The sequence below is a fragment of the Streptomyces niphimycinicus genome (assembly GCF_018883605.1).
In the GTDB taxonomy this organism is placed as follows: Bacteria; Actinomycetota; Actinomycetes; order Streptomycetales; family Streptomycetaceae; genus Streptomyces; species Streptomyces niphimycinicus.
The window spans coordinates 20,791-34,060 of the sequence record NZ_JAHLEM010000097.1 but is presented as its reverse complement, the minus strand read 5'-3'; the positions used below and the strand labels follow the sequence as shown (position 1 = coordinate 34,060).

Annotated in this window: 17 protein-coding genes; 7 read left to right on the top strand and 10 right to left on the bottom strand. The window is 69.8% G+C overall.

Annotation, left to right across the window (positions count from 1 at the left end; translation table 11 throughout):
* Positions 1-95 precede the first annotated feature (95 nt).
* Positions 96-443, top strand: coding sequence for a hypothetical protein (locus KN815_RS11715; protein WP_253208902.1), 348 nt, complete (start codon positions 96-98; stop codon positions 441-443).
* Between the two features lie 9 nt (positions 444-452).
* On the opposite strand, the gene KN815_RS11710 is transcribed toward KN815_RS11715, so the two are convergent.
* Entirely contained in the window at positions 453-1,490 is a 1,038-nt protein-coding gene (locus KN815_RS11710) for a hypothetical protein (protein WP_216341721.1), read from the bottom strand.
* Between the two features lie 259 nt (positions 1,491-1,749).
* Entirely contained in the window at positions 1,750-2,775 is a 1,026-nt protein-coding gene (locus KN815_RS11705; RefSeq protein WP_216341715.1) for a Leu/Phe/Val dehydrogenase, read from the bottom strand.
* Positions 2,776-2,847: 72 nt separating this feature from the next.
* Here KN815_RS11705 and KN815_RS11700 point away from each other — a divergent pair, with 72 nt between their 5' ends.
* On the top strand, positions 2,848-3,027 hold the full coding sequence (locus KN815_RS11700) for a hypothetical protein (protein ID WP_216341714.1): 180 nt from the start codon (positions 2,848-2,850) through the stop codon (positions 3,025-3,027).
* Positions 3,028-3,074: 47 nt separating this feature from the next.
* Here the strand turns inward: KN815_RS11700 and KN815_RS11695 are convergent, their stop codons facing one another.
* The 7 genes from KN815_RS11695 to KN815_RS11665 form a co-directional block, all read right to left on the bottom strand.
* Positions 3,075-4,220, bottom strand: coding sequence for a DUF475 domain-containing protein (locus KN815_RS11695; protein ID WP_216341713.1), 1,146 nt, complete (start codon positions 4,218-4,220; stop codon positions 3,075-3,077).
* 169 nt (positions 4,221-4,389) lie between these two features.
* Positions 4,390-4,764: a hypothetical protein gene (locus KN815_RS11690; protein WP_216341712.1), complete on the bottom strand. Its 375-nt coding sequence runs from the start codon at positions 4,762-4,764 to the stop codon at positions 4,390-4,392.
* 120 nt (positions 4,765-4,884) lie between these two features.
* Positions 4,885-5,418 carry a TetR/AcrR family transcriptional regulator gene (locus KN815_RS11685; RefSeq protein ID WP_216341720.1) on the bottom strand — a complete coding sequence of 178 codons (534 nt, stop codon included), beginning with the start codon at positions 5,416-5,418 and terminating at the stop codon, positions 4,885-4,887.
* A gap of 22 nt (positions 5,419-5,440) precedes the next feature.
* The gene (locus tag KN815_RS11680) at positions 5,441-6,277 is read right to left on the bottom strand and encodes an alpha/beta fold hydrolase (protein ID WP_216341711.1); all 837 of its coding nucleotides are present in this window, start codon (positions 6,275-6,277) and stop codon (positions 5,441-5,443) included.
* 159 nt (positions 6,278-6,436) lie between these two features.
* Entirely contained in the window at positions 6,437-6,676 is a 240-nt protein-coding gene (locus KN815_RS11675; RefSeq protein ID WP_253208901.1) for a hypothetical protein, read from the bottom strand.
* 136 nt (positions 6,677-6,812) lie between these two features.
* On the bottom strand, positions 6,813-7,481 hold the full coding sequence (locus KN815_RS11670) for a Type 1 glutamine amidotransferase-like domain-containing protein (RefSeq protein WP_216341710.1): 669 nt from the start codon (positions 7,479-7,481) through the stop codon (positions 6,813-6,815).
* A gap of 292 nt (positions 7,482-7,773) precedes the next feature.
* Complete coding sequence (locus tag KN815_RS11665; protein WP_216341709.1) at positions 7,774-8,160, bottom strand: hypothetical protein; 387 nt, start codon at positions 8,158-8,160, stop codon at positions 7,774-7,776.
* A gap of 173 nt (positions 8,161-8,333) precedes the next feature.
* Between KN815_RS11665 and KN815_RS11660 the strand changes: the two genes are divergently transcribed.
* From KN815_RS11660 to KN815_RS11650, 3 genes are read left to right on the top strand one after another with little or no spacing between them, the layout of a single operon-like run.
* Positions 8,334-9,077 carry an ATP-binding cassette domain-containing protein gene (locus tag KN815_RS11660; RefSeq protein ID WP_216341708.1) on the top strand — a complete coding sequence of 248 codons (744 nt, stop codon included), beginning with the start codon at positions 8,334-8,336 and terminating at the stop codon, positions 9,075-9,077.
* 2 nt (positions 9,078-9,079) lie between these two features.
* Positions 9,080-10,366: a DUF7224 domain-containing protein gene (locus KN815_RS11655; protein ID WP_216341707.1), complete on the top strand. Its 1,287-nt coding sequence runs from the start codon at positions 9,080-9,082 to the stop codon at positions 10,364-10,366.
* Positions 10,363-10,956 carry a hypothetical protein gene (locus tag KN815_RS11650; protein WP_216341706.1) on the top strand — a complete coding sequence of 198 codons (594 nt, stop codon included), beginning with the start codon at positions 10,363-10,365 and terminating at the stop codon, positions 10,954-10,956. Before KN815_RS11655 ends, KN815_RS11650 begins: the two co-directional genes overlap by 4 nt.
* Before the next feature lie 146 nt (positions 10,957-11,102).
* Here the strand turns inward: KN815_RS11650 and KN815_RS11645 are convergent, their stop codons facing one another.
* On the bottom strand, positions 11,103-12,035 hold the full coding sequence (locus KN815_RS11645; RefSeq protein ID WP_216341705.1) for an NADP-dependent oxidoreductase: 933 nt from the start codon (positions 12,033-12,035) through the stop codon (positions 11,103-11,105).
* An 82-nt stretch (positions 12,036-12,117) separates the two neighbouring features.
* Between KN815_RS11645 and KN815_RS11640 the strand changes: the two genes are divergently transcribed.
* Both KN815_RS11640 and KN815_RS11635 read left to right on the top strand, forming a co-directional pair.
* The gene (locus KN815_RS11640) at positions 12,118-12,498 is read left to right on the top strand and encodes a winged helix-turn-helix transcriptional regulator (protein WP_216341704.1); all 381 of its coding nucleotides are present in this window, start codon (positions 12,118-12,120) and stop codon (positions 12,496-12,498) included.
* Positions 12,499-12,746: 248 nt separating this feature from the next.
* Positions 12,747-13,097: an ArsR/SmtB family transcription factor gene (locus tag KN815_RS11635; protein WP_253208900.1), complete on the top strand. Its 351-nt coding sequence runs from the start codon at positions 12,747-12,749 to the stop codon at positions 13,095-13,097.
* Positions 13,098-13,270: the final 173 nt, after the last annotated feature.

Below are 13,270 nucleotides of genomic sequence, written 5' to 3'. Positions count from 1 at the left end.
CGGGTGAGGACCACGACCGGTTCGACTTCACGCTCGCGTTGATGGTCGACGGCCTGGCACGCCGCTAGCGGCCGGGCGCTCCTGCCCAACGCCAGGTGGCCGAGGAAGCCGGCCTGCCCCGCGGCCACTGGTGGGCGATGGCGGGCGGGCGGCTTCTGCTGGGCGTTGGCGGGCGGGCGGCTTCTGCTGGGCGTTGGCGGGCGGGCGGCTTCTGCTGGGCGTTGGCGGGCGGCCGGCTTCTGCTGGGCGTACTCGGCAACGTACCGCCGGTCGCCGACCACCGCATCCCGCTCGTCGTGTTCGGCATGCTGCTCGGACTCATCGGCGCCACGGTCCTGGTGGCGCTCACGCTCGACGCCGACGGCGCCGCCCACGCCGGCATCTGGGCGGCGGCGCTGATCGCGGCCGTCGTCGGGTTCGGCGGCCCGGCGACTCGCTCATGACGTGGGTCTCTATCCGCTGATCCCGGGGTTGCTCGCCATGATGTCCTCGGCGGTCTGCCAGAGGCGGGGCAGGAACCGGATGACCTCCCCGGCGCGGTGGCGGATGTCTTCGGTCGAACTGATGCCGAGGTCGCTGACGGCCGCGTGGAACGCGGGGGCGAGAGCGCGGTGCAACTCGGGGGCGTCCGCGGCCAGGATGGTGTGACAGCGGGCGAAGGTCGCGATGATCCAGAAGACGGCTTCGTGGTGGTCGCCACGGTCGATGAGCTCCTGGCTGCCGTTGATCGCGATCGGCCGGGCGGACGGGGTGATATCACTGCTGAAGAGGAACGGGGTCCTCGCGACCTCGGCGGTGGCGTCGAAGGTTTTGGTGAGTTCCCGCAGATGGTGCCGGACGCGCCGGGCGGACAGGCTGCGGCAGCCGAGGAGCTCCAGCAGCTCCGGGTAGCGGCCGAGGTGCCCGTATTCGGTGAGAACCTCACGAGCGGCCAGATAGCGCAGCCGCACGGTGGGGTTGCGCAGGGCGGCGACCAGCAGCACATGGGTGGTCACACCGGTGGGGAACAGCCAGGACAGCACCTGTTCATGGAACGGCGCCGAGGCGTCGATCGCCGCGAGCCGGGTTTCGATCCGACGCCGGGCGTCCTGACACCGGCGACGAACCCAGGGCCGCGCCGCGAAGCGACCCGCGACATGCGCCTGCACCGTGCGCAGGTGCCCGGTCGGATCATCGATGATCGCGTCGGTCCGGAAGCTTCCGGCCAGGTGATAGGAGGCGAGGACGTCGTCGGCGGAAACCAACTGAGACCAGGGCAGATAGCTGACTTCCAGCAGTGTGCCCCGGTAACGGAGCTTGCCCGGCTTGGCGGGCGGGTCGTCCATGGCGGTGATGACGACGATGTCGACATCAGAGGAGGGCGCCAACTCGGCGTCGTCCGGCAGCCCCACCGTCGACCCGCTGAAATACGCCCCCCGAAAGCCCACATCGGAGCGGGCATGCCGGGCAACCCACTCCACCGCGATAGACCGTCCCGCTCCCACCTTCACCACGCATCCCCCTTGCCGCGACGAGCGCATGAGCTCCATTGTCCCAGGACGCCGCGGCCGCACCCGGCAACTATGAGGCGCGGCGAGACGACCCGACGGGCTCGGGCGGTCGGCATGACGTGGGGTCAGGGGTCCCTGTTCGGCGTCTGGGCGAGACCGAGCAGGCGCTCGGCCTCGTCGTAGGCGGTCGTCGCGGGCTCGTCGTCGCCGGGACGGCGTTCTGACGGCGGTCCGGGGCGAACAGGTTCACACGGGCGTGTCAGTGCGGGTGGAGCCGGGCTCTGGCCAGTGAGAGCGCGGCTTCTGTCGGGGGTACATCGGAGCGACGCGCATGCTCGATGACCGTGGCCACGCGCTCGCCGACCTGACGGACCCGGTGTTCCGCCCGAGCGTTGTCATGGCCGAGGAGCCGCTCCTCGAGGAAGATCAAGCCGCCCGCGTTGACGCAGAAGTCCGGTGCGTAGAGGATTCCGCGGGCCTCGAGCGCGGCGGCATGCTCGGGGGCGGCGAGCACATTGTTCGCGCCGCCCGCGATGATCCGGCAGCGCAGCTCCGGCAGGGTGCGGTCGTTGACGACGCCTCCGAGGGCGCAGGGTGCGAGCACATCGCATTCGGCGACCGCCGCGGTCGTGGGGTCGATGACGCGCGCTCCAACGGATTGAGCAACGGCATCGGCTCGTCGAGCGTCGGTGTCGGACACCAGCAGCTCCGCGGACTCCGCCGCCAGTAGGCGGGCGAGCGCGGCACCCACGTTGCCCGCGCCTTGTACGCATACCCGCACGCCCCGAAGACTCCCGTCGCCACCGGTGGCGCGCAGACACGCCCGTATCCCTTCGAGGACACCGAGCGCCGTCATGGGGGAGGGGTCGCCGTCGGCGCAGACCGGTGAGGCTTGGGTGCCGATGACCTTCAGGTCGGCCTGTGTGGTGCCGACGTCGTTGACGGGGATGAAACGCCCGCCGAGGGTGGCGATGAAGCGGCCGTGGGCACGCAGCAGCGCCTCGGTCTTGTCGCGTGCCGGATCACCGATGATGACGCTCCAGCCACCGCCGAGATCGAGGCCCGCGGCTGCGGCCTTGAGGGTCATGGCCTGGGCGAGGCGCAGGCCGTCTTCGAGGGCGGCGGTCTCGTCCTCGTACGGGTACATGCGGACGCCGCCCAGCGCGGGGCCGAGCGTGGTGTCGTGGCTGACGACGAGGGATCGCAGCCCGGTCTCGGCGTCGTGGCTGAACAGCGCCTGCTCGAACCCGCCGGAGCGGAGCCGGTCAAAGATCGTGGAGGTCATCCGGGCATCGTCGCAGCGGCCACTGACAACTGGGGTCGGGCCGCGGCTTCCAGGGGACGTCCGCCCCATCGGATGCCATTCTCGCTGTGGCTGTGGCTGTGGCTGTGGGTGCGGGTGCGGGTGCGGCCGCGGCGGTTCGAACGGCGGGCTGCTGCGCACGTTCGCCTGCTCTTCGCGGTGTTGCTGGTCGGCACCGTCCCGGAACCGGTCCCGCCCACCGCATCAGCGAGCCGAGCCGAGCCGGTTCGCTGATGCGGTGGCGGTGGCGGTGGCGGTGGTGGTGGTGGCGGTGGCCCGGCTCAGACGCCGGAGGAGACCTCAACCTTCTCGTCGGACCCGGTGTCCCCCTCGGCCGCCTCCGGCCTGCGGTTGCGCCGGACCGAGGAGAAGAAGGACCAGGCGATCAGGACGACGCCGACGAGGCCCGTGATGACCTCGTGGATCTCGTACTGGATGGTGACGAGCAGGATCACGGCGAGGGCGCCGATCGCGTAGTGCGCGCCGTGCTCCAGGTAGACGTAGTCGTCGAGGGTGCCCTGGCGGACCAGATAGACCGTCAGCGAACGGACGTACATCGCGCCGATGCCGAGGCCGAGCGCCATCAGGACGATGTCGTTGGTGATGGCGAAGGCGCCGATGACGCCGTCGAAGGAGAAGGACGCGTCCAGGACCTCCAGGTAGAGGAACATGAAGAACGCGGCCTTGCCGGCCATCACGACCGCCGGGACCTTCTTGCCGCTCCTCTTGGCCTCTTCCTCCGCCTCGTGCTCGCGCTCCTCCTCTTCCTCGAGCTTGTTCTCGAAGAAGCCGGAGAGACCGGCGACGGTCAGGTAGGTGATCAAGCCCGCGATGCCGGCGATCAGGACGGTCTCCGTCTTGTCCGCATGGATGCCGCCGTGCTGGTGGGCGTTGGTGGCGAAGGTCATCGCGGAGACGAGCAGCACGATGAGCGCGATGCAGACGGAGAGCATGTCGACCTTGCCGAGCTTGGCGAGCGGACGCTCCAGCCAGCCGAGCCACTTGATCTCCCGGTCCTCGAAGATGAAGTCGAGGAAGATCATCAACAGGAACATGCCACCGAAGGCGGCGATCGACGGATGGGCGTCGGTCACCAACTGCTGGTACTTGTCCTTGTCGTCGAGCGCGAGCCGCACCGCTTCGATCGGACCGATCTTGGCGCTGACGGCGACGATCACGACCGGGAAGACCAGGCGCATGCCGAAGACCGCGATCAGGACGCCGATGGTGAGGAAGATCTTCTGCCAGAAGGCATTCATCTTCTTCAGGATCCCGGCGTTGACCACGGCGTTGTCGAAGGACACCGAGATTTCGAGGATGGACAGGATCGCCACGACCCCGAAGCCGGTCCACCCCCCGTAGAACACCGCCGCGACCAGGCCGAGCGCGGTCACCGCGAACGACCAGCCGAACGTTTTCAGAAGCACTGGCTACCCAATCGTCTTGTACGGGGCTCCCCCGCGCCGTACCTGGCTTTGCGAAACATTGACCCACGAAGTCTAGGGCGATGCCTCGCGGCCCTGACACATATTCCGGGCCAACAGCGCGAAACTTTCACTCGCCGCCGTGCCGGTGGAGGAGGACCACCGGGTGCCGTCAGCCGGTGGCCTGACCGAGGGCCACCATCAGGAGCAGTAGCATGACCAGTACCCCTAGCCCGATGCCGCCCACTCGGGCGCCACCTCGAGGGTGGAACATCCCCACGATGGTCCCCAGCGTCGCGAACGGCACCGCGTACCGTGCGATGGTTATCAGCGCGTCGCCGAAACGCTGCGGGCCCCGGACACCGTCCGGGCAGGAACCGCAAGCGATGGCGAAGAGAGGCCCCATCAGCCCCACGAAGACTCCGAGGACCAGCACTCCCACCGCGAGAACGACCAGCCCTGCCCAGCCGACAGCGCTGCGCGGACGAGGGACGGGGCAGCGGTCCGGTCCGGCCGCACCGTCAGAAGCAGTTCTGGTGTTCTCCATGCGGGGGACGCTAGGGAACCAGCCGAACAGCCGGTATCCGCTGCCGTACTCATGTCGAGATGCGGTCGTCGCCGAGGACGCCTCGGCCACACCGGCCACACCGCCCATGCGGCAGCGTTCTCACAAGGCGCGTAGCCCCCGGTCGGTGAAGGCGATCAGCCACTCGAAGCTCTCGTCGATGTCGGTGCTCCACTGGAAGCCGCCCGCCGCCTGCAACGTGGCGAAGCCGTGGCAGAGGCTGCGGAGCATGCGCAGGGCGTGGTTCACGTCGGACTCGGCGATGTCGTAGCCGCGCAGGACCGCCGTGAACGCGTCCAGCAGCCGCTCACTCGCGGTGGCCAGCGGGTCGTCCGGGCCGGAGGGTTCCAGGCCGATCGTCGCGGCGTACCGGCCGGGGTGCTCCAGGACGAAGGCGCGGAAGGCGCGCGCCGCGGCCACCAGGGCGTCGCGGCCCGCGTACCCCTGGACCGCGCCGCCGACGGCGTCGGCGGCCTCGCTCAACGCCAGGGCCGCGATGCGCCGGTTGAGGTCTTCCTGGCCGCCCACGTGCTTGTACAGGGAGGGGGTGCGCACACCCACCCGTTCGGCCAGCAGACCCATCGTCAGGCCGGCGATGCCCACCTCGTCGGCGAGGGCGGCGCCGGCCGCGACCACGGCCGTCGGGTCCAGGCCGGCCCTAGGCATGCGCGGTGTCCGAGCGGAGGAAGGCGAGCATCAGCGAAACCACCTGGTCGGGGAACTGGTCGTGCGGGTAGTGCCCCGCGCCCTCGATCATCTCAAGGTGACCGAGGCCGGACGGCAGGGCCTCGAGGACCGCCGAACCCTCGGCGCGCGGATCGGCCCAGTCGGGGTCGAGTGTGCCCATCACGACCAGCACCGGGCAGCGTACGTTGCCGAGCTGCGCTCCGGCGTCGGTCGGGGCGCTGCGGCCCATGCCCTGGAGGGCCTTCATCCGGCCCGGCTCGCGCAGCAGGGAGTCGACGCGGCCGAGCCGCTCGGCCCAGTCGGCCGGTTTCACGCCGGGATAGGCCACGTCGAGGTACGAGCGCCAGAGCGGCACACTGCCGAACACGCCCGTGCCGAGCAGCCGCAGCATGCCCTGCCGGAAGCGCTTGACCCGCAGGTCGCCGAGGCGGATCGACTGCTTGCGGGTGAACGGCGCCAGCTCGACCACCGCGGTGATCAGCGAGGGCTCGCGCGCCGCGGCGATGGTGGCGGCGCCGCCGGAGATCGAGTGGCCGACGAGCAGGGCCGGGCCGCCCAGGTGGCGGATCACGGCGAGCAGGTCGCCGGCGATGGCGGTGCGGCTCCAGTCAGGCCAGCCGGCGCTGGACTCGCCGCAGCCGCGCAGATCGACCGCGGCGACCCGATAGCCCGCCGCCACCAGCGGCGGGATCACCGCACGGTACGCGGCGCGGCTGTCGCCCATGCCGTGGGCGAGAACGATCAGCGGGCCCGACCCCGCCACCTCATAAGCGATTGTGCCGCCGTCGACGGCAAGGTACTCGGTCATGACATCCCTCAGCTCTGGCTAACGTCGTTAGCTAAAAGCTAATTCAGTTAGCCGAGCCTGTCAATGAGAGTGCCCGCGGCACCGGCGCCGGGCGCCTGGCCGGGGTCCGCCCTGGTCGGGCGCCCTTCTGCCGGTGAACGGCTGCCGCCGGAGATTGCCTCAGGAGAGGAGGGGCCACCTGCCGGTGTGCTCTCCGTTGGTCTGTAGGAGCGAGTCCATCTGGTACGTCACGGCCGTGATCTTCCAGGCGCTGCCCGGCATTGTGCTGCTGGGCGTGGCGTCCGGCGTCTGCTGACCGCCGGAGGCGGCGGCGCCGCTGGAACCGGCGCTCTTCGTGGCGCCGGCGCTGCCGCTGTCCCCGTCCGAACCCCCGCACGCCACAAGGGTGGCGGCGAGCACGACGGCTGCGGCGGCGGATGTGATGGAGCGGTGCGTGGAATTCCCCTGTAGTCGCCAGTGGGTCTGGCGGGTGTGGCGACATGGGAATTCTGCCGGCTATGTGTGGGCGTGGAGTGTCTCGCCACCACGCGTTGAGTCACTGATGGAACCGCCACCGGCCTTCGGAAAGGACATCCACCTTGCCGTCCCTGACGCGAACGGCCGTCTCGTCGTCGATGAAGTAGATCGGGAAGTCCGCCCGCGCGGCGATGCGATCAGCCCAGGCGTCGTCTCGCTCGGGGAAATCCGGTGAGTACAGGTGGGGCTTGAGATACCAGTCGAAGAGGCCGAACGGCGGCTCCACGGTCGTCGCGCCGAGCACATGGAGGTCTCTGGCGTCCCCGATGACGTCGGCGGAGTGTCCGGTGAGATTCCGGCTGAAGATCATTGATCCGGCGCTCACCCCCACATAGACCCGGCTCTCCAGCGCCTCCAGGAAGCCGTCGGCCAGGCCGTTGCCGGTGATGCTGCGCGCGAGGTGGTAGTGGCTGCCGCCCTCGACATAGATGACGTCGGCGTGGAGCAGCCGGTCGAGCACCATCTGCCGGGGCAGGCCGTTCAGCTCCAGAACGTCGAACTCCCGCCAGCCGAGGCCGTGCAGCAGGTTCATGTCCGCGACGAACCACCCGTGGTCCCCGGGCTCGGCAGTGGACGCCGTGGGGACGAACACGACGTTCGCCGACCCGAACGGCTTCCCCAGCATGTCCCGCAGCGCATCCCGCAGCGTCTCGTTGCGCAGCCCACTCGCCGTCAACAGAAGGTTCATCGGGCGAGCCAAGCACGACTGACGGGCGTGTGCAACGAACCCAGGATCCACCCATACCGTTGAAGAGGAACGGCTCCCATCCTCGCCGCGGTCGCGCCCGAACTCACCGGCCACGCCCAGGCGGTGAAGCCGGGCGGGCACGTTTCATGGGCGTGAGTAGGCGGCGTACCCCCTTCTCGCCAGCCAGCCAGCCAGACCGGCCAGACCGGTCGGGGGGAAGGGGGAGAGGCCCATGCCGAGCCCGACGCGGGGCGGATCAGCAGCCTCGCTGCGTCCGGTACGAGGCCAGGAATCAGTACCAGGCCCCGCATTTAACCCAGCCGTTGTTGAGGTTGTTCACGCACACGCGGGCCTTGTAGCCATGGCCGTCGTAGTGGAAGTGGGTGCTGGCCTTGTTGAGGTCCCCTTCTGTGCCCGCACTGTCCGCCCACTTGATCTGCTGATTGTGGTCGATCTCCAGGCGCATCGCGCAGTCGGAACGGCTCCAGGTCTGCACGAGCCCTTGCACCTTGGGGCCGGGCTTCTTGCCGTTCATCCATGCCTTGCAGCCCGGAATGGTCACCGGTGAGGAGGAGATGAAGTAGACCGCAGAAGCCGCCGAGGTGGTGACGCGGCTCTGGGATGTCGTCGTGGTGTGGGCCGTCACGGCTTGCAGGGGCGGCAGCCGGTGCTTCAACACGGGCGGCACCATGAGTGCCAACAGGCTGATCATCGCCGACTGGAGAACCGGAAGACGGTACGGAACGTCTTCGTGGGTGCCCCGGCGAGGCGGACTCTGCCTGCGGCGGGGTACCTCCGGCTCCTCACTACAGCCTCCTCGGGGTCACCCCTGGCGGGCGGATTGTGCGGCTCATGGCCTTGGAATTCCGCGGTGTCTCCTTCCGGTACAACCGGAAGACGACCGTGCTCGACGGCTTCGACCTTCGCGTCAGCGGCCCGGCGACGGTTCTGCTCGGTCCGAACGGGGCAGGGAAGTCCACGCTGATGGCGCTGGCCGCTTCCCAGCTCAAGCCCCTGGAAGGCACGGTTACCTGGAAGGGGCGCAGCCCCACCGCCCGCAGGGATATGACGGCGTACCGGAAGGCGGTGGCGTGGCTGCCGCAGCACATCACGCCCGTGCCGGGGCTGACCGTGCGGGAGCAAGTCGCCTACGCGGGCTGGCTCAAGGGCATGAACCGTACGGATGCCTGGAAGGCATCGGCCGTCACGCTCGGCCGTGTCGGCCTGGACAAGCTCGCCGACCGCCGCAGCCACCAGGTCTCCGGCGGCCAACTGCGCCGGATGGGCATCGCCGGAGCCCTCACCCACCACAGCGAGCTCATCCTCATGGACGAACCCACCGCGGGCCTGGACCCGACCCAGCGCAAGGTGTTCCGGTCCTTACTCGAGCGGCTCGCCGACGACGTCCACATCCTCGTCTCCACCCACCAGACCGAAGACCTGGCCGACCTCTACCAGCGTGTGGTCGTCCTGGACGGGGGCAGGGTGCGCTTTCACGGCACCGCCGCCGCATTCCACGCCATGGCCGACGGCGCTCAGGGTCCCCGCGAACGCGCGGAAGCCGCCTACACCCAGCTCGTGGGCGAGGAGATCTGACCGTGCTGCTGCGCACCATCGTCCGCGTTTCGTCCGGCACGCGACTTCTGCCGTTTCTGGCCGGCTTCATCGTCATCGCCCTCGGCGACAACTTGTCCGGGTGGGTCACGCCCCACTACTGGCTCTCCGCCACCGGCACCGCGACCCTCGCGCTGTCCTTCGTGGGCCCCGCGTGTGCCGGAGCCGGTGCCTGGGAGGGAAGCCGGCTCAGACGAGCGCGTATCTCGGACCAGAACGCGGTCCGCTCGCCGCTGGTCATCGCCTTTCCCCTCCTGCTGCCGGTGTTCGTGATGGGTGTGGTCGGCATGGCCACTGCCCTGGTGGTCTCCGCGACCGCCGCCGACATCGGCTTCGGTATGCCGATCGGCTTCGGCATGCCGAATCCCGGCATCCTCGCGGTCGAAGCGGTGCTGCTCGCGGCCAACACCCTGGTCGGCTTCGTGCTGGGCCGTGTGTGGGCTCCGATCATCGCGGTGCCGGTCACGCTGATCGCGAGCTTCGTCGCCAACGCCTACCCGGCCTCCTGGAGCATCCTGTGGATCCGCCACCTCGTGGGCGGAGGACTGGACGGCTGCTGCAGTGTCGACCAGAGCCTGGACGCATGGGCGCTGGTCAGCGCGGGAGCATTCGGTACGGCGGTCTGTCTGTCCGCCGCCGTACTGATCCAGTACCGGAAGACCGCCTCCGCCATCGTCGCCGCGGCCGCGCTGCTCGCCGGAGGGTTCGCAGGCGGTGCCGCCTCCGCCCACGGCATGGGGGCCGACCCGGTCACCTCCCGTCCGGTCGGCGACCTGGTGTGCGACCACGGCCGGCCCCGCATCTGCCTGTGGCCCGAGATGAACCAAGAAGCCGACATGGTCCGCACCGAGTCACGCAAGGCCGTCGCAAGGCTCCGCCACGCAGGCGTCCCCGTGCCCGCCACACTGACCATGGCCGACCGGCCAGGCTCCGACGAGACCAAGCTCGCCATTGGGCCCGGCATCAGTGCCGCCGGTGTGCCCACGGGCGTGGCGGCAGGGCTGCTTCCGCCAGAACCTGCCTGCACGGACAACGGAGAGCCCTACCCGGCCGCCGACGCCTACGGCCCCGTCGGAGCGTGGCTCTCCCTGACCGCCGGCGCCTCGCCCCGGACCCTCACCAACCGGGTCGCACCACCAGAACTGGCCCTCGCCCAGCACGTCCTCAAACAGTCCCGACAGACCCAGCTCGCCTGGTACGAGCGCAACAACCGCGCCATGCAAACCTGCAACGTGCGCCCCCAGTTGGACATCAACGGGAGCCACGGATGAACTGGTGGCTGAAGGCCCGCGCCGTCCCCGCACTGAGCGCGTCCGTCGTCGCGACCAACGCGGTGGGACTCCTCATGGGTAACGCCGAACTCCCTGTGCCCGTACTGACCGGCCAGACCGGACACTTCCTCGTCGGCCACCTCATCACGCTCCTGCCCGCGGTGATGCTGCTCCACGGGATGGGCCGTGGCGACCTGCGTGCCGAGAGCGTCGCCTGCCGGCCCGTCCGGAAGTGGGACGCCGCACTCGGCGCGGCGGTCGCCGCCACCGGGGCGGGAATGGCCGCCCTCTGCTACGTGCTGGGGGCGGACAGCATCGCCTTGGTGCTGGGGCGCAACATCGCCGGATACGTCGGCCTGGCGCTGCTGCTGTTCCCCTTCCTCGGCCACCGCATCGCTGCTGTCACCGTCGCCATCGTGCCCCTTGTGTGCGCGGCGGCCGGCTGGAGGAGCGGCGGTCGCCCCGAGCCATGGGCCTGGATCCTGTACCCCGCCAACTCCCCGGTCGCCCCGCTCATCACGGCAGCCATCGTCCTCGTAGGCATCCTCACCTGCCTCACCCGACACGACCCCTTGCGGCCCGCCCCCTGAGGAGCGGACCCCGTGGTGAAGTCCCGCAGGGGCCCGTCGGCGGACCCGCCGAGGCAGCCGGCCGCGACATCGGCGCCACCTGGTACTGCTGCGCCGACTATGTCCGCGCAGCAGCACATCGAGATCCTGCGGCCCCCACGACCGGATCAGACGGTGAGGACGAGCTTGCCCTGGAGGTGACCGCCGTCGAGCAGCCGGTGCGCGTCGGCGACGCGCTCGAACGGGAACGTCTCCTGTACGTGGACCCGGAGCCTGCCCTGTTCGACGAGTTCGACGAGACCTCGCAGGGCGACCGGATCGGGGTCGACCGCGATGCCGCTGAAGCGCATCCCGGCCGCCTCGTACTTGGCGATGAGCCCCGAATCCTCCTCGGCGACCGCCGTCACCAGGTGGCCGCCTGGGCGGAGCACTTCGAGCGACCGCTCGACGGTGTCGCCGCCGATCGTGTCGAGCACGACGTCGATGTCGCGGACCGCCTCGGTGAAGTCGACCGCCGTGTAGTCGATGACCTCGTCGGCGCCGAACCCCTCGACGAACGTCCGCTTGCTCCCACTGGCGGTCGCGATCACATGCGCGCCGAGCGCCTTCGCGATCTGGATCGCGACATGGCCGACCCCGCCACCACCGCCGTGGACCAGGACGCGGTCGCCCTCGGTCACGCCGCCGAGGTCGACGAGGCCCTGCCACGCGGTCAGCCCGACGACCGGCAGCGCCGACGCCTCGATGTGCGAGAGCGACGCGGGTTTGCGTACCAGGTGCAGCGCCGGCGCCGACACGACCTCGGCGTACGCGCTCGCCGCCCGCGGGAACAGCGGCATCCCGAACACCTCGTCGCCGGGCCTGAACCGATACGTGAGCGACCCCTCCTGGACCACACCGCTGATGTCCCAGCCGAGGATGAACGGCGGCCGGCCGAGCAGCGGGGGGAACTCGCCGGCGCGCAGGAGCGCTTCCAGCGGGTTCAGCCCGATCGCCTTGACGCGGACGAGAACCTCGGTCGGGAGGGGCTGGGGCTCGGGCGCGTCCACGATGGTGAGCACCTCGGGACCGCCGAGCGTCTGCTGGGTGATGACTCGCATGACTCTCCTGGCTTTCAGCTTCGAAGGGGGGAGAGAACCCAGGCTAGGTTTTCGATAGGAACCACCAGGTACCTTGGGCGCCATGAGCGGTTTCGGTCCCGGTGGTCCCTTTCTCGCCGACTGTCCGGCGCGTCTGGCGGTCGAGCTGATCGCCGACAAGTGGACGGCGGTCGTGCTCTACGGCCTCAGCAGGGGCCCGGTGCGCCATGGCGAGCTGATCGAGCTGATCGGCGGCATCTCCCGCAAGATGCTCACCCAGACGCTTCGACGGCTCGAGGCGCACGGACTCGTCCGCCGCCACGCCTACGCCGAGGCGCCGCCCCGCGTCGAGTACGAACTCACCTCACTCGGGGCGACACTCATCGATCCGATCCACATGCTGACCGAGTGGGCGAGGGCGAACGGCGATGCGGTGCTCGACGCGCTCGACGCCGGCCCCGAGCCGGTCGCCCAAGGCGACTGAGGCCGTCGAGTTTCGACTCGCGGCCCGGGGCGAGGCCAGGACGGCGACACAACACCCGGCCACGGCGCCCGGCCACAACACCCGGCCACGGCGCCCGGGTGCTCAGCCGTCCGTGGGCTGGTATGGCGTCCACGAGGTGGACGAGGAAGGCCGCATCACACAGCGGAGTGCCTCAGCGACCCAGGTCCTTATTTCGACGCTGGTCGTATTATGGACGGGTCATCGACATCGCCTCCAGGAGAGAAACAGTGGCTCGCCCCCGTACCGCCGCCCGGACAGTGGATCACCCCGACCTGGCCCAGGTGGATCTTCAGCAGGTGATGGAGGCGCTGGTGGATCCGGTGCGCCGGATGGTGGTGTCCCAGCTCGTGCGGAAGGGCGAGGACATGAGCTGCGGCAGGTTCGAGGCCCCGGTCTCAAGCTCCACGCTCACGCACCACTTCAACGTGCTGCGCGAGGCGGGGGTGATCCGGCAGTACTACGTGGGGGTGACGAAGATGAACACGCTGCGCGCCGACGAGCTGGAGGAGCGGTTCCCCGGCCTGCTCCCGGCCGTGATCGCGGCCTGTGCGGCGGAGGCCGGTGCGGGCGCCGGCTGAGGGGTCGGCGGAGGCCGGTGCGGGCGTTGGCTGAGGGTCGGCGGAGGCTCCGACAAGTACATACTTCGATGGTGGTCGAAATTTGACGCTCATCGAACCTTGGGGGAGGGTGGATGAGGGGGCCGGTGAGACACCGGCTTCCCCAGCGCATCGACCGCACCAAGGAGCCACCC